We start from the raw sequence: 15,549 nt of genomic DNA on the forward strand, positions 1-15,549 counted from the left end.
CGGCCCGAAGACGGCCGACGGCCCCAGGACGGCCCAGGCGGCGGGGTTACGACTGATCCTCGCAGGTCAGGGCCTACGTCGACCCATTTGAACAAGTTCTAGTCGCGCCCTCAGGGACACGAGCAACACGCCGCCCGGGGAGGTTCGACCCGTGTACAGGGCCGGACCTCCCCGGGCGGACTGCTGCTCGCGCGGTTCCGCGCGCCCCTGGCGGGGCTACTCGCCGTTGAAGACGCTCAGATCCGTCACCGTGGTGAAGCCCAGGCCGTAGGCGGAGACGCCACGGCCGTAGGCGCCGAGGTGGACGCCGGGGGCGTCGCCGGCGAGGACCCAGCCGTACTCGGACTCGCGGTAGCGGAACGCCTGCGGCGTGCCGTTGACCGGGAGGGTCAGCGAGGTCCAGCCGGGGCCGTCGATGGCGTCGGCGAGGTCCCAGGCCAGCGTCGTCTGCTGGTCGAGCCACTCCTGACGCAGCGCCCGCTCCATCGGCACCTGCTCGGTCGCGGTGAGCAGGCCCGAGCCCGCCAGCCACGCCGCGGAGGCGACGGACGTCGCCTCCAGCAGGCCGGTGCCGTCCTTCAGTCTGCGCTGCGGGCGGCTCGCCACGGTGACCACCACCGCGAAGCGGCGGCCCTCCGCCGGGTCCTGGGCCAGGTACGAGCGCACCGGCTCGTCGCCGTGGCCCAGCGAGCCGTAGTCCACCTCGCCGTCCGGCGAGGTGCCGACCGTGCCGAGCCAGCGCGGCCCGGTCCAGCCGTCATCCAGGGTGTACCAGGGGAAGTCCGCACGCAGAAACCCCTGGGCCGCCTCGGTCGGGACCGCCCCCACCTGGCTGGTCGTGTCCATCCGGCCCTCCTCCAGCTGTTCGCTCGGGGCAGGACTCTACCGCTGCGGGGGCTCCACGCCGATGAGGGTCAGGTCGCGTCGAGGTCGTAGGGCGCGTGCTCGTCGGCCCGCAGGGGCGCCTGCTCCTCCGGGGCGACCTTGGCGAGCGGGTCGCTGCGAACGCCCTTGACGGCGGCCGAGGCTGACGCCGCGTCAGCCGTCAGGCCGTCCTTGAGCTCCTTGAACTCGCTCAGGCCGTAGTCGTCGCCGTGCTTGGACAGCTGCTTGCGGACGAAGTTCTTCGGGTGCAGGTCCTGGAACTCGAAGTCCTGGTACTCCGGGCCGAGCTCCTTGCGGATGTCCTCCTTGGCGCTGTCCGAGAACTCGCGCACCTTGCGGATGAAGCCCATCACGTCCGCCACCAGCTTCGGCAGCTTGTCCGGGCCGAAGATGAGGACGGCAAGGACCACGAGGGCGACCATCTCGAGTGGGCCTATGTCGAAGAACATCCCGGCTCCCTGACTGTGTGGATACCGAACCAGGGTAATGCCCGACGCTGCCCGGGGAACCGGCCCGGGGCGAACGCGCGGGTGTGAATCACACGGTGCCGGCGGGCAGGCCCTCGCCCGAGTCGTGCAGCGGCACGACCAGCCGGCGCAGGGTGCCGTCGCGACGGACCGTCAGCAGCGTCTCGGTGCCCGGCTTCCGGCCGCGGACCAGGGCGGTCAGCTCGTCCGCGGAGGTGACGGGGGCGCCATCGACGGCCAGCAGGCCGTCGCCCGGCCGCAGCACGCTGTGGGGGACGGCCACACTGCGGACGACCGCGTCCTGGGTCACCGTCACGCCGAGGACCGGGTGGGTCGCCCGCCCGTGCGCGATCAGCGCGCCGGCCACGCCGGTGGCCTGGTCGATGGGGATGGCGAAGCCGAGCCCGATGCTGCCGGTCTGGGCACCGGCGGCGTAGGGGTCGGTGGCGTCCGGGTCTGAGGAGCGGATGGCGGTGTTGATGCCGATGACGGCCCCGGCGGCGTCGAGGAGCGGGCCGCCGGAGTTGCCCGGGTTGATCGGGGCGTCCGTCTGCAGCGCGTCCAGGTAGGAGCGCCCGTCGTCCGGGCCGCTGCCACTGCCGCTGCTGCCGCCGCCGGAGACGATGGGACGGTCCTTGGCGGAGAGGATGCCCGCGGTGACCGTCCCCTGCAGGCCGTAGGGCGCGCCGATGGCCAGGACGCGGTCGCCCACCTGGACGTCGTCGGAGTCGCCCAGCACGGCGGGCTGCAGACCGGAGACGCCGGACACGCGGAGCACGGCCAGGTCGGTGCCGACGTCCCGGCCCACGAGCTGGGCCGGGTGGCTCTGGCCGGTGCTGAAGGTGACGGAGATCTGGCCCACCTCGCCGTCCGGGGCCGCGACGTGGTTGTTCGTCAGGATGTGCCCGTCCGTGTCGAGCAGGACGCCGGTGCCGGTGCTGGTGCCGGTGCTGGTGCGGACGTAGAGGTAGACGACGCCGGGCAGGGCGCTGTGCAGTTGGGACGCCACCTCGCCGTGGCTGGTGCCGGTGGCGCTGACTTGATGGAGCGTCAGGTGGCCGCCCTGGCGCTCGCTCTGCACGGCGGCGCCGAAGCCGCCCCCGAGCAGGCCGGCGGTCAGCACGGTGACGGCGATGAGGGCGAGGTTGCGTGCGTGCCTCCGGTGCGGCCGGACGGGAGGCGCGACGGGGGCAGCGGGGCACTCCCGGGGCGGCCGGGGGCGGAAGATCGGCTCGTGGCCGTGCGGACCTGCGGGATGGCTCCACCAGTTCGCCTCGCGGCGCGCCTCACCCATGCCCGGCGTGCTCCTCTCGCCTTTCGGGGCGATTGAAGCAGGTACGGGCGGGTTGCACCACCATGTGAACCGAACGGGACCCGTTCCGCCGCGAGAATAGCCGACCCCGGCTCGCGCCGGCCCGCGGCGGAGACGCCACACTCTCGGCACCGGCGTTGCGAGGCCGGGTGCGAAGCCGTCCCGACGCCCCCGCCGTGGGACGGGGCCGGGTCCGGCAGCCCGCCTCCCGGCGCACCCACGCCCGGGCAGACGGCCGACCGGCGCATGCGCGGCGGGGACGGCGGCGACGGCGGGCGTCAGGCAATCCCGAGCGGAGGGCGACTGCTCGCGGGCCGAGCCGTGGAGCGTGGGAGTCGAGCCACTCATCAGGGCGTGCGCCGCACCCCCAGGGCGGCCTCGGCGAGGGACGCGTACGACGACGGGTGGAGGCCAGGCGAGCGGACCGCAGGGCGGAGCCCGCGAGGGTGCCCGGGGTCCAAGCCCCCGGACGGCCCGGATAGCCCGGCCCTGACACAGGCTCAGTTCTGCCCCCGGCCCCAGCTCAGCCGCACCCCGGCTCCGCCCGGACCGGGGCGACCGGCACCGGGCCAGGGAAAACGGCCACCCGCCCGGGGCGGTAGAGCCGCGGGCGGGCGGGGGGACGGACAGAGGGCTAGTGCAGGGTGGTCGGCGTCGACGACGGGGTGGGGCGGCGGAGGGCGGAGAGGTCGTCGGCGTTCTGGACCTGGAAGGCGACCCGGCTGGTGGCGGGACTGTAGGTGTACGTGCCCGAACCCGCCACCGGGGTGGTCGTCGTGGGCGCGGACGGGGACTCCGACGCGCTCACGCCCGTCAGCGCCGAGCTCAGCGCCACCGCCGCGACCGAGACCGCGCCCGCCGCGACGAAGGCGAACCGGCGGCGCGGGGCGGGGGAGGCGGCAGCCACCAGCGCGGCGCGCGGGTCCACACCCGGGACCGGGTGCTCCGCACCCAGCGCGCCCGAGCCGAACAGACCCGTGCCGCGTCCGAAGGACCCCGCACCGAGGCCGCCGCTGCCGAACAGCGGGCGGACGTTCGACGGTTGCTGGTCCATCGGGGCGCCCGCAGGCGGATCCTGACGGTCCGTCGGCTGCTGCTCCTGGGCCGCGAGGCCCATCAGTCGACTGAGGAAGACGTCGCTGGGAGCTGGTGAGGGGACCTCCCGGAGACGCGACTTCAGCCGCCGCTGCACCTCCACCTCGGCCAGGCACTGGGCGCACCCGGCCAGGTGGGACTGGATGCGCTCCCGCGCGCCGTGGTCGAGCTCGCCGTCCACGAACGCGGCCAAGCGGTCCCCGAGGTGTTCCTCGGGGACCGGGGGCGTGCGCGGGGCCACCTTCAGCTCGACCAGTCCGGAGGCCACCTGCGCGGCCCGCCGCTGCTGCTCGCTCATCACGTGGTCATCCCCCTGTCCAACGCATCCAGCGGGGGCAGGTCGGCAGTGGTCAACTCGTCCTCGCCGGACCGGCGTTCGCGCCCTGCGACCGCGCCGGGGGCGCGGTGCTTCAGCGCGGCGCGCAGGTGCGCGCGCCCGCGGTGGATCCGGCTGCGGACGGTCCCCAGCTTCACGCCGAGGGTCGCCGCGATCTCCTCGTAGGACAGGCCCTCGATGTCACAGAGCACGACCGCGGCACGGAACTCGGGCGCCAGCGTGTCCAGCGCCTGCTGGACGTCGGCGTCGAAGTGGTTGTCGTGGAAGTGCTGCGCCGGCGAGGGCTCGCGGCTGGCCAGGCGCTCGGCGGCGTCCTCGGCCAGCGCGTCGAAGCGGATGCGCTGCTTGCGGCGGACCATGTCCAGGAACAGGTTCGTGGTGATCCGGTGCAGCCAGCCCTCGAAGGTGCCGGGCGTGTAGGTGGACAGCGAGCGGAAGACGCGGACGAACACCTCCTGGGTGAGGTCCTCGGCGTCGTGCTGGTTGCCCGTCAGGCGGTAGGCGAGGCGGTAGACCCGCGCGCTGTGCGTCTGGACGATCTCCTCCCAGGTGGGAGGGGTCCAACCGGCTGCGCTCTCCTGCTCGAAACCGGCGACGGTCTGCGTCTGGACCTCGGGCTGCGTCTCACTCATCACGGGCATCGGCCTACGGTCCGGCGCGGGGCCGCGAGCTTGCCGCGATCGGGCGCCCCCCTCAGCCACACCTCCTCGACTGGCTCTTCTGCCTAGCAGGGCCACCACCATATCCGCACCACCCGTATGTACCGGATAAAAGCCGAACACCTTACGAGACGCCAACGCGTCCGCCAAGTCCAACGGACGAGGGGGCACCCCGGTTCCGGAGCCACGCACTACCCTGTGGCCAGAAATCAGCAGTGATCAGTTCGAGCGGGGCCGACAGGCGTGAGGGAGGCGGAGATCAGCGGCTACGGGCAGCCGGACGCGGTCCTCGCCGACGCGTACGCGGTCGAGGACGACGTGCTGGCCCGCGCCCGGGCCACGGCGGAGGCGGCGGGGGTGCGCGCGGTCTCGCCGGGCAGCGGGGCCGCGCTGCGGCTGCTGGCGGGCGCGGTGGGCGCCCGCGCCGTGGTGGAGATCGGCACGGGGACGGGGGTGTCCGGGCTGAGTCTGCTGCGGGGCATGCGCAGCGACGGCGTGCTCACCACCGTCGACGTCCAGCCCGGCCTGCAGCGGGCCGCGCGCGAGGTCTTCGTGCTGGGCGGCTTCGCGGGGAGCAGGGCCCGGCTGATCCCCGGCTACGCCCTGGAGGTGCTGCCCCGGCTGGCCGACGGGCAGTACGACGTGGTGTTCTGCGACGCGGACCCCGTGGAGTCGCTGGACTACCTTGCAGAATCGTTGCGCCTGCTTCGGCCCGGGGGCCTGGTCTGCTTCGAGGCGGCGCTGACGGCGGAGACGCCGGAGGCCCGGGACACGGTCCGCGCGGTCCGGGAGCACCCGAACCTGACAGCCGCCCTGCTCCCGGTGGGCGACGGACTGCTCTGCGCGCTCAAGAGGTAGCCGAACTCCCCCAGCGGCAGGCGCGGTCCGCCGCGCGAGCGCGGGGCAGCCACCTGGGCGTGGCGGTCGGGTGGAGATGCGGGGAGCCGGCGGCGACTTCGGAGAACCGGGCGCCCGGCTGCTCGGGGGCAGCGCGGCCTGGGCGGACCGGGCCCCCGCTGCCCGGGGGGAGCGCGCCCCGGGCGATCCAGGCCCCGCTGCCGCTCTCAGGCGGCCGGCCTCCCGCCCCCGGGGGGACAGCAAAGGTCCCGACCGCGGATGGGCGGTCGGGACCTCGGCACTGCTCAAGGAAAAGGGAGCGCGGTCAGCCGCAGGCCTTCTTCAGGGCCTCGCCGAGCGCCTCGGCCTCGTCGGGCGTCAGCTCGACGACGAGTCGCCCGCCGCCCTCGAGCGGAACTCGCATGACGATGCCCCGCCCCTCCTTGGTCACCTCGAGCGGGCCGTCGCCCGTCCGCGGCTTCATGGCCGCCATGCTCGTTCCCCTTCCTGCAAGCTGCTCACCGGAGCACCACCTGCGGTCCGTCCACCGCAGGTTTCGAACGCACTGATCGGAGTACCAGTATCCCGCATCCGGACGGCGGATGACCAACATCACTCATCTCTCCTGCCCCATCACACTCTCACCACACGGCCGACGCACCGTCAGACCCTTTCCGCGAGAGGGGGAGCAGGGCCCGCCGCGCATCGGCCGAGTGCGGTACGTCACATCCTCCGCGGCGCGGCCGATCCGCCATGCTGATCACACGGACCACGACGAAGTGAGAGGTGTCCTCCATGGCCGACAGCGTGCTCTACGAGATCGACAACGGGCTGGCGACGATCACCATCAACCGCCCCGAGGCCATGAACGCGTTGGACACCGCGACCAAGGTGGCACTGCGCGACGCGGCGGTCGCCGCCGGGGAGGACCGGGCGGTCCGGGCCGTGCTGCTCACCGGGGCCGGCGACCGCGCCTTCTGCGTGGGCCAGGACCTCAAGGAGCACCTCGGCAAGCTCGCCGCGGCCAAGGCCGGCGAGGGCGGCCCGGCCCTGTCCACGGTCAGGGAGCACTACAACCCGCTGGTCACCGCCCTGGCGTCGATGCCGAAGCCGGTCGTCGCCGCCGTCAACGGCGTGGCGGCGGGGGCGGGGGCCGCGCTCGCCTGGGCCTGCGACTTCCGGCTGCTGGCCGACCACGGCGGCTTCAACACCTCCTTCGCCGGCGTCGCGCTGACCGCCGACTCCGGCGCGTCGTGGACGCTGCCCCGGCTCGTGGGCCACGCCAAGGCGGCCGAGCTGCTGATGTTCCCGCAGACGGTCAAGGCCGACGCGGCACTTCAGCTCGGCCTGGCCCACCAGGTGCTTCCCGCAGGGGAGTTGGCGGAGGCGGCGCGGGCCTTCGCGCGCCGGCTGGCGGAGGGACCGACCGTGGCCTACGGCGCCATCAAGCGCTCGCTCGCCTACGGCGCCAGTCACTCCCTGGTCGAGACCCTGGCCGTCGAGGACGAACTGCAGACCCTGGCGGGCGAGTCGGCCGACCACTCCATCGCCGTGGAGGCCTTCGTGAACAAGTCCACGCCGCGGTTCACCGGCGCCTGATCACCAGAGCCGCCCGATCACCAGAGCCAGAGACCGAAGGCGCCGGCCCCGGCGCCGAGGAGCACGAAGAGCAGGCCCGGGAGCACGCCCCGGGCCCGCCCCTCGACGCGCAGCAGGCTCACGCACAGATACAGGCCCAGGCCCACCAGGGCCAGCGCCACGAGCAGCACCAGGCTGGCCAGGAACGGCCACCACGGGAACGGTCCCGATCCGGCGCCGCCGGGGGGTACGTAGGCCAGGGGAACGCTGTTCACTGCTCGTGCTGCTCCAGGGTCTGCAGATCCGACTCGATGCCGGAACCGGCAGCATAGACGGCGCCGTTGAAGGCCGTTCCGGTGGACGCCTCGTAGGCGTGGTCCTGGACCCGGCCGGCCGGGCTCAGGTTCTCGCCGCCGAAGCCGCCGCGCTCGGTGAGCCCGTCCAGCTTCTGGCGGATGCGGGAGTTGCCGTAGGCGCCGGTGGCGGCGGCGATTCCGGAGTCCCAGGCCATGTCGCCCGCGCTCTTCTGGTCGCTGTGGGCGAGGTCGTTGGTCATCGTGCCGGCGACGTTGCCGAGCGCGCCGTTGGCGGCCGTGCCGAACTTGCCCTCGTTCCGCAGCACATCGCCGACGATCCCGCCGCCGCGGCCGAGGGCGCCGCCGGCGAAGCCCGCGACGCCGGTGAAGGCCGCCGTCCCCGCGGCCTCCTTCCAGCCGTCGCTCATGGCCCCGCCCACGTCGACCGGCTTCCCGCTCAGGGCCTCGTTGGCCATCTCGCTGCCCGCGTCCGCGACGAAGTTCGTGGCGAAGGCCTCCGCCGTCTTGCCGAGGCTGCTCACGGTGAGCCTGGCCAGCTTGCCGACGATCTGCGCCAGCTTCGCGGCCCCCTCCTCGCCGAGCCGGAAGAGTTCGCCCAGCAGTTCGCCCACCCGCTCCGCGGCGGCGACGAACTTCTCGACCAGACCGGCGACTTCGGCCACCTTCGCGGCGACGGCCGCGTTGGCGACGAGGTCCGAGAGGAAACCGGTGAAGAAGGAGAGCGCGGCGCCGGCGATCTCCATCTCGGCTATCTGGACGCAGATGTCGATGATGGCCTCGTTGATGCCGTCGATCTCGTCCGCGTAGGAGCGCAGCCCCTGGGCCGCCTTGTGCATGTTGGCCGCGAGGTCGGTCATCACCTGGCGCTGCTCCTGCCAGTGCCGGCCGAAGGCGTCCCGGGCGTCGCCGGACCACTGGTCCGGGCCGACGCCGGCGATCCGGCCGTCGAGGGCGGAGACGGCGCCGGTCAGCGCGTTGCCCATGGTGTCCCAGGAGCCGGCCACCTGGCGCAGCACCTGACCGTTGCCGCCGGGCAGTTGGACGCCGCAGGCCTCCAGGATCTGCAGCACCTTGCCGTCGATCCAGCCGTTGATCCCGCCGCCCATCAGAAGGCCTCGTGCAGCGTGCGGAACTGACCGTGCGTCCGCTGCTCGTTGCCGCGGTACTCCGCCGCGGTGGCGTGCAGCCGCTCGGCGTCCCCTTCCAGGGCCTCGGCGATCCTGCCGAGCGCGGTGGTCGTGGTGTCCAGCAGCCCGGTGTACTGCTGCATGGCGCCGTCGCAGGCGCCGAGCAGGCCGAAGGCGTCGAAGATCTGACCCGCCGTCGACTCGAAGGCCGCGAGCGCGGTGCGCAGATCGGTGGCCTCGGCTGTGAACCCGTTGTCCGCCAGGCCGTCCACGGCCGTCGGATCGACCTTGAACCGGTCTCCCATCCTGTCTCCCCCATGAGCACGACAGTTCGCATTCCGAGGGGAGAGCGTACGCCTCAGTTCTGACGGCGCGACACGCAGTCGGCGAGATGGTCGTCGACCAGGCCGCAGGCCTGCATCAGGGCGTAGGCGGTGGTCGGCCCGACGAAGCGGAAGCCGTGCTTCTTCAGGGACTTGGCGAGCGCGGTGGACTCGGGCGTCACCGCGGGCACGTCGGCCAGGGTCTTCGGCGCGGGCGGCGCCGGGTCCGGGGCGTGGGACCAGACCAACTCGTCCAGGCTGCCGTCCAGTTCGAGCAGGGCGCGGGCGTTGGCGATGGTGGCGAGCACCTTGGCGCGGTTGCGGATGATGCCCGGGTCGGCCAGCAGGCGCTCGACGTCGGCCTCCCCGTACGCCGCGACGACGGCCGGGTCGAAGCCGGCGAACGCGGCCCGGAAGCCCTCCCGGCGGCGCAGGATGGTGATCCAGGACAACCCGGACTGGAAGGCCTCCAGGCTGATCCGCTCGAACAGGGCCCGGTCGCCGTGGACCGGGCGGCCCCACTCCTCGTCGTGGTACGGCAGGTAGTCCGCCGTGGAGACGCCCCAGGGGCAGCGCAGCAGCCCGTCCGGGCCGGGAACGGCGGCCGTCACCGTGCGTCCTGCGGCGGCTCGGGGCGCTGCTGCGCCGGACCGGCGGAAGGCAGGGCGGCGGCCAGTGCGCTCTCCAACTCGGCCACGCGGGCGTCGCGTTGGGCCAGCTCGACGCCGAGGCGGTCCAGCACGTCGTCGACCTCGTCCATCCGGTAGCCACGCAGCGCCATCGGCAGTCGCAGCTCGTCCACGTCCCGGCGGTGGACCGGTCGGTCGTCCGGCAGCCGCGCGGCGAGCCGGTCCCGCTCGGCGTCCGGCAGCGAGCCGCCCGCCCCCAAGGCGACCAGCGCCGCCGCGCCCACCACGAGCACCATGACGACGACGATGACCCAGAACACTGACGCACTCCCGGCTTCCGGTGGGGGATCATGGACGAGCCCCGCATGTTCGTGCCCATCATGGCCTACCAAGCTTGGAGGACGCATGGCCCTTGCACTCGGTCCGCGCAGCTTCGCCGAGGACGAGCTCGTGATCATGGCCATCGTCAACCGCACCCCGGACTCCTTCTTCGACCAGGGGGCGACGTTCGCGGACGAACCGGCCTTCGCGGCCGCGGACCGCGCCGTGGCCGAGGGCGCGGCCATCCTCGACATCGGCGGGGTCAAGGCCGGCCCGGGCGAGGAGGTGACGGTCGAGGAGGAGCTGCGCCGCACCGTCCCGTTCGTCGCCGCGCTGCGCAGGCGGCACCCGGACGTGGTGATCAGCGTGGACACCTGGCGGCACGAGGTCGGAGAGGCCGTCTGCGAGGCGGGGGCCGACCTGCTCAACGACGCGTGGGGCGGCTACGACCCCAAGCTGGCCGAGGTGGCCGCGAAGCACGGCGCGGGGCTGGTCTGCACGCACACCGGCGGGGCCGAGCCGCGCACCCGCCCGCACCGCGTCGAGTACGCGGACGTGATGGCCGACATCCTGGCGCAGACGGTGGGCGAGGCCGAGCGGGCCCTGGCCCTGGGCGTGCGGCGGGACGCCATCCTGATCGACCCCGGGCACGACTTCGGCAAGAACACCCGCCACTCGCTGGAGGCGACCCGGCGGCTGCCGGAGATGACGGCGACGGGCTGGCCGGTGCTGGTCTCGCTCTCCAACAAGGACTTCGTCGGCGAGACCCTGGACCGCCCGGTCGGCGAGCGGCTGCTGGGCACGCTCGCGACGACGGCGGTCTCGGCGTGGCTGGGCGCCCAGGTCTACCGCGTGCACCAGGTGGCGGAGACCCGCCAGGTGCTGGACATGGTCGCGTCCATCCGCGGCACCCGCCCCCCGGCGGTGGCCCGCCGGGGGCTGGCCTGACGCCTGGTCAGGCCGGGCGGCTACTCCGGCCGGTGGGGGGCCACGTGGTGGCCGTTGCGGCGGCTGGCGTCCAGGATCTTGATGGCCTCGTCGACCGAGTCCGTGCAGCTGATCAGCTCGAGGTCGGTCGGGGACGCCTTGCCCTGGGCGACGAGGGTGTCGCGCACCCAGTTGACCAGGCCGCCCCAGTACTCGGTGCCGAAGAGGATCACCGGGAAGCGGGTCACCTTGTGCGTCTGGACCAGGGTGAGCGCCTCGAACAGCTCGTCCAGCGTGCCGAAGCCGCCGGGCAGGACGACGAAGCCCTGGCTGTACTTGACGAACATGGTCTTCCGGACGAAGAAGTAACGGAAGTTCAGCCCGAGGTGGATGTAGTCGTTCAGCCCCTGCTCGAAGGGCAGCTCGATGCCGAGCCCGACGGACATGCCCCCGGCCTCGTAGGCGCCGCGGTTGGCCGACTCCATGGCGCCGGGACCGCCGCCGGTGATGACCGCGTACCCGGCCTCGGCGAGGGCCCGTCCGATCTCGACGCCGGAGGCGTACTCCTCGGACTCCGGGGGCGTTCGGGCGGACCCGAACACGCTGACGGCGGGGCCGAGTTCGGCGAGGGCGCCGAAGCCTTCGACGAACTCGGACTGGATGCGCATGACCCGCCACGGGTCGGTGTGCAGCCAGTCCGAGGGGCCGGCGGAGTCCAGCAGCCGCTGGTCCGTCGTGCTCGAGTCCACGGCGTCACCTCGAAGCAACACCGGTCCCCTCTGCCTCACCTTCACCTTCCCACGCACCCGACTCTTCTCGTTCCGGATGTCTTCGCTCATACCCCCGGAGCCTACGTCCATGACCAACCCGGGGAGGGTATTTCCCCACGCCGCCCCTGGTCAGGCTCAGATGCCTGGCAGCCAGGGCGCGGCGGACGGCGGCCTGTGCGACCGGATCGGCCAGGCTGTGGGCCGCAGTCCGCTCCCCCGCAGGGGCGCTCCGCGCAGCAGGCTCGCCGCCCCGAAGGGCACCCCCCAGCCGGCCTGCCCGGCCACCGCGGCGGAGCCCCCGGCCCACAGGCAGCAAGCGGCGGAAGCCCCCACGCAGGCACGGGCCGTAACGCCGAACTGGGCCAAGCTGCGCAGTGCAGTAGGGCCGTAACGCCGAGCCGGGCCGAGGTGCGCGGCGCAAGTAGGGCCGTAACGCCGCGCGGTGAGCCAACGTGAGGGGCCGTGGGCGGCTGCCCCGAAGGGCACCCCCAGCCGGCCTGCCCGGCCACCGCGGCGGAGCCCCCGGCCCACAGGCAGCAAGCGGCGGAAGCCCACGCAGGCAGGGGCCGACCGCCGAGCTGGGCCAAGCGGCGCGGTGCAGTAGGGCCGTACCGCCGAGCTGGGCCGAGGTGCGCGGCGCAGGGTAGGGCCGTAACGCCGCGCGGTGAGCCAACGTGAGGGGCCGTGGGCGGCTGCCCCGCAGGGGCGCTCCGCGTCGGCAGGCTCGCCGCCCCGAAGGGCACCCCGAGCCGGCCTGCCCGGCCACGGCAGCGGAGCCCCCGGCCCACAGGCAGCAAGCGGCGGAAGCCCACGCAGGCATGGGCCGTACCGCCGAGCTGGGCCAAGCTGCGCCGTGCAGTAGGGCCGTAACGCTGCGGTGAGGGGCCGTGGGCGGCTGCCCCGCAGGGGCGCTCCGCGTCGGCAGGCTCGTCGCCCCGGAAGGCGGCGGAGCGGGGTTGCTGTGCCGGAGGCGCGGGGGGTGGGGTGGGCTCGGCGCGCCGCAGGGCCGGACGANTCGCCCCGGAAGGCGGCGGAGCGGGGTTGCTGTGCCGGAGGCGCGGGGGGTGGGGTGGGCTCGGCGCGCCGCAGGGCCGGACGAGCCGGCCGCCCGGCCGTCCCGGCGGCCCGCAGCGGTCCGGCCCAGGGCCGGAATCCGCCGCGGGCCGGCCGCTCCGCCGGGACGCGGGCCGTCAGCGGGGTGGGCGGCTCTCCGCCCCGGAGGGGTCAGCTCTGGAGCCAGGCGCGCATGCGCTTCTCGAGGTCGGCGATGGCCGACAGCGAGCAGTGCTCGTCACGCGTGTGGGCCAGGTTCGGGTCACCGGGGCCGCAGTTGACGGCGGGAACGCCGAGCGCGGAGAAGCGGGCCACGTCCGTCCAGCCGAACTTGGCCCGGGGCGTGCCCCCGGTCGCGGCGACGAACTCCGCCGCCGCCGGCTGCGTCAGCCCGGGCAGCGCGCCCGCCGCGTAGTCGGTCACCACGACGTCGAAGCCCGCGAACACCTCCTCCACGTGCCGCGACGCCTCCTCCACCGAACGATCCGGCGCGAAGCGGTAGTTGACGACCACCAGGCACTCGTCCGGGATCACGTTGTTGGCCACGCCGCCTTCCACCCGGACCGCGTTCAGCCCCTCGTGGTACTGCAGGCCCTCGATGTCCACCAGCCGCGGGCGGTACCCGGCCAGCCGCTCCAAGATCGGCGCGGCCTTGTGGATCGCGTTGTCGCCGAGCCAGCTCCGCGCGCTGTGCGCGCGCACGCCCGTGGTCCGGATCTCCGCCCGCAGCGTCCCCTGGCAGCCGCCCTCGACGACGCCGTTCGTGCCCTCCAGCAGCACCGCGAAGTCCGCCTGCAGCCACTCCGGGTGGTTGCGGGCCAGTCGGCCCAGGCCGTTGCGCCGGGCCTCGACCTCCTCGCAGTCGTAGAAGACGAAGGTGATGTCCCGGTTCGGCTCCGGCACGGTCGCCGCGATCCGCAGCTGCACCGCGACCCCGGACTTCATGTCCGACGTGCCGCAGCCGTAGATGAAATCGCCCTCGACGCGGGAGGGCACGTTGTCCGCGATCGGCACGGTGTCCAGGTGGCCCGCCAGTACCACCCGCTCCCTGCGGCCCAGATGGGTCCGCGCCACCACGGCGTGCCCGTCGCGCTCGACCGTCAGGTGCGGCAGCTGCCGCAGCGCCGCCTCGACGGCGTCGGCGATGGCGCCCTCGTCGCCACTGACGGAGGGGATGTCGACCAGGTCGGCGGTGAGCTCCGCACCGGTCCGGCTGAGGTCGAGCACGGGGCGGGTCGGGGCGTGGGAAGCGGCACTCGGCGTCATGAAACGCCAGCCTACGTGGCCTGTGGGGGTTCCCGCCGTGTCGCAACGCACAGGCCGGGCCCCCGGTGGATCACTGCGCGTGCGAACCGTGGTGCCGCGAAGGGCGTCCGAGTAGGTAGGGTTCAGCGCGTTCGGGGGGTCGAACGCCAGCGCTGAACCACTGCGGAAGGGACGCCTCGTGAGCCTGAAGGAGATGATGGACGCCGCAGAGCACTCCCCCGAGCCGCGCCGTCGTCGGCGCTGGCTGGCCTGCGGGCCGCTGGTGCTGCTGCTCGCGCTGGTCGTCGTCGGCGGGATCATCCTCTTCAACAAGGGCAAGCACCTGGTCAACCCGATCGTGGAGGGCTGCCGGGCCGACACCGCCGACGGCGTCGTGGATCTGACGCTGGAGCAGATGCAGAACGCCTCGACCATCGCCGCCGTGGCCACCTCCCGGAACCTGCCCGAGCGCGCCGTCACCATCTCCCTCGCCACCGCGATGCAGGAGTCGCGCCTGCGCAACCTCCAGGGCGGCGACCGCGACTCGCTCGGGCTGTTCCAGCAGCGCCCCTCCCAGGGCTGGGGCACGCCGGCGCAGATCGTCGACCCGGTCTACGCGACCAACAAGTTCCTGGACAAGCTGGTGAAGATCCCCGGCTATGCCCAACTCCCGCTCACCGAGGCCGCGCAGGACGTGCAGAAGTCCGGCTACCCGGACGCCTACGCGCAGCACGAGCCGGACGCCACCGTGCTGTCCGGGGCTCTCTCCGGGCGCGTGGCCTCGGGGCTCGACTGCACCGTGGACGGCGTCGGGACGGCGACCGGGACCGGCGAACTGACGGCGGCGGTGACCAAGGAGTTCGGCAAGGTCGCCGCCCCGACGGTGGTCGCGGCGGCGCCGAGCGCGGACGCCGCTTCGCCCGGTGCGTCCGGGCGGCGCGTGGTCGACGTGGCGCTGCGCGGCGCCCGGCAGACCCAGCACGGCTGGGCCGTGGCCGAGTGGGCGGTCGCCCACGCCAAGTCCCTGCACCTGGCCTCCGTGGGCTACGCGGGCCAGGTCTGGCGGGCGAGCGCCTCCGACAAGGGCTGGCAGGCCGATCCGGGCACGCCCGCGAACGGCCCGGTTCGGATCGAGGTCGCGGTGGCCGCCGCGTCCGGGGTGGAAGCCAGCCATTCGGCCTAGCCCCAGAAGGGTGAGGGCACGTCAGTCACGTTGACGCCAGCGGATGTTGCGGACGGATCCGCCCCGGCGACTCGTGCAGAACCGGTGAAGGCGCAGGCCGCATGGGACGGTCGCGAAGAAACATTCCGGCCGAAACGGCTGCAGGCGGGGAGAGTTGACGTTTCGTCCGGCTTTGCGACGATTCCTGTTGGGGAACTCTTTACCCGGGGCGGCCGAAACCTTCGTGCCCCTGAAGCGGTAATCACCACGTCCGCCCGGGCGGACAGGCCATGTCCCCGTCTCCACAAGGAGCACCATGTCTCTCCCCCTCTCGCGCCGTGTCGTCCAGGCCGCGCTCATCGTCGCCGCCGGCGCGGTCCCGGTCGTCGCCGCGGGCTCGGCCCACGCCGCGGCCCCGGCGCTGCCCACGGTTCCGGACGTCGGCGGCCTGAGCCAGCTCGACACCGCGAGCCTGGGCGGCGGCGTGCAGAGCGCCGCCCACGAG

Annotated in this window: 17 protein-coding genes and 1 pseudogene; 5 read left to right on the forward strand and 13 right to left on the reverse strand. The window is 73.6% G+C overall.

Annotated elements, in window-relative coordinates; translation table 11 throughout:
* Positions 1-216: 216 nt before the first annotated feature.
* The 5 genes from ACFP3V_RS14695 to sigE all read right to left on the reverse strand — a co-directional run bounded on the left by ACFP3V_RS14695 (position 217) and on the right by sigE (position 4,728).
* Positions 217-846, reverse strand: a complete 630-nt coding sequence (locus ACFP3V_RS14695) for a hypothetical protein (RefSeq protein ID WP_380583453.1) — start codon at positions 844-846, stop codon at positions 217-219.
* A gap of 68 nt (positions 847-914) precedes the next feature.
* Positions 915-1,334, reverse strand: coding sequence for a sec-independent translocase (locus tag ACFP3V_RS14700; RefSeq protein ID WP_380583454.1), 420 nt, complete (start codon positions 1,332-1,334; stop codon positions 915-917).
* A gap of 88 nt (positions 1,335-1,422) precedes the next feature.
* Positions 1,423-2,646, reverse strand: a complete 1,224-nt coding sequence (locus tag ACFP3V_RS14705) for a S1C family serine protease (protein WP_380583455.1) — start codon at positions 2,644-2,646, stop codon at positions 1,423-1,425.
* A 652-nt stretch (positions 2,647-3,298) separates the two neighbouring features.
* A complete protein-coding gene (locus ACFP3V_RS14710) occupies positions 3,299-4,057 on the reverse strand; it encodes an anti-sigma factor family protein (RefSeq protein ID WP_380583456.1) in 759 nt (252 codons plus the stop codon).
* Positions 4,057-4,728, reverse strand: a complete 672-nt coding sequence (sigE, locus tag ACFP3V_RS14715) for an RNA polymerase sigma factor SigE (RefSeq protein ID WP_380583457.1) — start codon at positions 4,726-4,728, stop codon at positions 4,057-4,059. Before sigE ends, ACFP3V_RS14710 begins: the two co-directional genes overlap by 1 nt.
* Positions 4,729-4,998: 270 nt before the next feature.
* Here sigE and ACFP3V_RS14720 point away from each other — a divergent pair, with 270 nt between their 5' ends.
* The gene (locus tag ACFP3V_RS14720; protein WP_380583458.1) at positions 4,999-5,613 is read left to right on the forward strand and encodes an O-methyltransferase; all 615 of its coding nucleotides are present in this window, start codon (positions 4,999-5,001) and stop codon (positions 5,611-5,613) included.
* 304 nt (positions 5,614-5,917) lie between these two features.
* On the opposite strand, the gene ACFP3V_RS14725 is transcribed toward ACFP3V_RS14720, so the two are convergent.
* Positions 5,918-6,085 carry a DUF3117 domain-containing protein gene (locus ACFP3V_RS14725; RefSeq protein WP_380583459.1) on the reverse strand — a complete coding sequence of 56 codons (168 nt, stop codon included), beginning with the start codon at positions 6,083-6,085 and terminating at the stop codon, positions 5,918-5,920.
* A gap of 302 nt (positions 6,086-6,387) precedes the next feature.
* On the opposite strand from ACFP3V_RS14725, the gene ACFP3V_RS14730 reads away from it, so the two are divergent.
* On the forward strand, positions 6,388-7,191 hold the full coding sequence (locus ACFP3V_RS14730) for an enoyl-CoA hydratase-related protein (RefSeq protein WP_380583460.1): 804 nt from the start codon (positions 6,388-6,390) through the stop codon (positions 7,189-7,191).
* Between the two features lie 17 nt (positions 7,192-7,208).
* Here the strand turns inward: ACFP3V_RS14730 and ACFP3V_RS14735 are convergent, their stop codons facing one another.
* From ACFP3V_RS14735 to ACFP3V_RS14755, 5 genes are read right to left on the reverse strand one after another with little or no spacing between them, the layout of a single operon-like run.
* Entirely contained in the window at positions 7,209-7,445 is a 237-nt protein-coding gene (locus tag ACFP3V_RS14735) for a hypothetical protein (RefSeq protein WP_380583461.1), read from the reverse strand.
* A complete protein-coding gene (locus ACFP3V_RS14740) occupies positions 7,442-8,593 on the reverse strand; it encodes a WXG100 family type VII secretion target (RefSeq protein WP_380583462.1) in 1,152 nt (383 codons plus the stop codon). Before ACFP3V_RS14740 ends, ACFP3V_RS14735 begins: the two co-directional genes overlap by 4 nt.
* A complete protein-coding gene (locus ACFP3V_RS14745) occupies positions 8,593-8,919 on the reverse strand; it encodes a hypothetical protein (RefSeq protein ID WP_380583463.1) in 327 nt (108 codons plus the stop codon). The genes ACFP3V_RS14740 and ACFP3V_RS14745 overlap by 1 nt, the downstream gene beginning before the upstream one ends.
* Before the next feature lie 53 nt (positions 8,920-8,972).
* Positions 8,973-9,548 carry a DNA-3-methyladenine glycosylase I gene (locus tag ACFP3V_RS14750; RefSeq protein WP_380583464.1) on the reverse strand — a complete coding sequence of 192 codons (576 nt, stop codon included), beginning with the start codon at positions 9,546-9,548 and terminating at the stop codon, positions 8,973-8,975.
* Positions 9,545-9,886, reverse strand: a complete 342-nt coding sequence (locus ACFP3V_RS14755; RefSeq protein ID WP_380583465.1) for a DivIVA domain-containing protein — start codon at positions 9,884-9,886, stop codon at positions 9,545-9,547. The genes ACFP3V_RS14750 and ACFP3V_RS14755 overlap by 4 nt, the downstream gene beginning before the upstream one ends.
* A gap of 85 nt (positions 9,887-9,971) precedes the next feature.
* Between ACFP3V_RS14755 and folP the strand changes: the two genes are divergently transcribed.
* A complete protein-coding gene (gene folP / locus ACFP3V_RS14760; RefSeq protein WP_380583466.1) occupies positions 9,972-10,835 on the forward strand; it encodes a dihydropteroate synthase in 864 nt (287 codons plus the stop codon).
* A 20-nt stretch (positions 10,836-10,855) separates the two neighbouring features.
* Here folP and ACFP3V_RS14765 read toward each other — a convergent pair whose 3' ends face one another.
* Positions 10,856-11,653, reverse strand: coding sequence for an LOG family protein (locus ACFP3V_RS14765; protein ID WP_380583467.1), 798 nt, complete (start codon positions 11,651-11,653; stop codon positions 10,856-10,858).
* Between the two features lie 1,155 nt (positions 11,654-12,808).
* The gene (gene dapE, locus ACFP3V_RS14770) at positions 12,809-13,903 is read right to left on the reverse strand and encodes a succinyl-diaminopimelate desuccinylase (protein ID WP_380583468.1); all 1,095 of its coding nucleotides are present in this window, start codon (positions 13,901-13,903) and stop codon (positions 12,809-12,811) included.
* A 178-nt stretch (positions 13,904-14,081) separates the two neighbouring features.
* Between dapE and ACFP3V_RS14775 the strand changes: the two genes are divergently transcribed.
* Both ACFP3V_RS14775 and ACFP3V_RS14780 read left to right on the forward strand, forming a co-directional pair.
* Positions 14,082-15,065, forward strand: a complete 984-nt coding sequence (locus ACFP3V_RS14775; protein WP_380583469.1) for a VldE C-terminal domain-containing protein — start codon at positions 14,082-14,084, stop codon at positions 15,063-15,065.
* 295 nt (positions 15,066-15,360) lie between these two features.
* Positions 15,361-15,549 (forward strand): annotated as a pseudogene (locus tag ACFP3V_RS14780) (ATP-binding protein); the annotation flags it as partial.

Origin of the sequence: Streptacidiphilus monticola (assembly GCF_042658505.1) — a bacterium.
GTDB classification, from domain to species: domain Bacteria; phylum Actinomycetota; class Actinomycetes; order Streptomycetales; family Streptomycetaceae; genus Streptacidiphilus; species Streptacidiphilus monticola.

Excerpts from the sequence above, each read along its gene's own strand:
- ACFP3V_RS14695 (WP_380583453.1), bottom strand. The coding sequence starts at position 846 with ATGGACACGACCAGCCAGGTGGGGGCGGTCCCGACCGAGGCGGCCCAG.
- ACFP3V_RS14700 (WP_380583454.1), bottom strand. The coding sequence starts at position 1,334 with ATGTTCTTCGACATAGGCCCACTCGAGATGGTCGCCCTCGTGGTCCTT.
- ACFP3V_RS14705 (WP_380583455.1), bottom strand. The coding sequence starts at position 2,646 with ATGGGTGAGGCGCGCCGCGAGGCGAACTGGTGGAGCCATCCCGCAGGT.
- ACFP3V_RS14710 (WP_380583456.1), bottom strand. The coding sequence starts at position 4,057 with ATGAGCGAGCAGCAGCGGCGGGCCGCGCAGGTGGCCTCCGGACTGGTC.
- sigE (WP_380583457.1), bottom strand. The coding sequence starts at position 4,728 with ATGAGTGAGACGCAGCCCGAGGTCCAGACGCAGACCGTCGCCGGTTTC.
- ACFP3V_RS14725 (WP_380583459.1), bottom strand. The coding sequence starts at position 6,085 with ATGGCGGCCATGAAGCCGCGGACGGGCGACGGCCCGCTCGAGGTGACC.
- ACFP3V_RS14730 (WP_380583460.1), top strand. The coding sequence starts at position 6,388 with ATGGCCGACAGCGTGCTCTACGAGATCGACAACGGGCTGGCGACGATC.
- ACFP3V_RS14740 (WP_380583462.1), bottom strand. The coding sequence starts at position 8,593 with ATGGGCGGCGGGATCAACGGCTGGATCGACGGCAAGGTGCTGCAGATC.
- ACFP3V_RS14745 (WP_380583463.1), bottom strand. The coding sequence starts at position 8,919 with ATGGGAGACCGGTTCAAGGTCGATCCGACGGCCGTGGACGGCCTGGCG.
- folP (WP_380583466.1), top strand. The coding sequence starts at position 9,972 with ATGGCCCTTGCACTCGGTCCGCGCAGCTTCGCCGAGGACGAGCTCGTG.
- ACFP3V_RS14765 (WP_380583467.1), bottom strand. The coding sequence starts at position 11,653 with ATGAGCGAAGACATCCGGAACGAGAAGAGTCGGGTGCGTGGGAAGGTG.
- dapE (WP_380583468.1), bottom strand. The coding sequence starts at position 13,903 with ATGACGCCGAGTGCCGCTTCCCACGCCCCGACCCGCCCCGTGCTCGAC.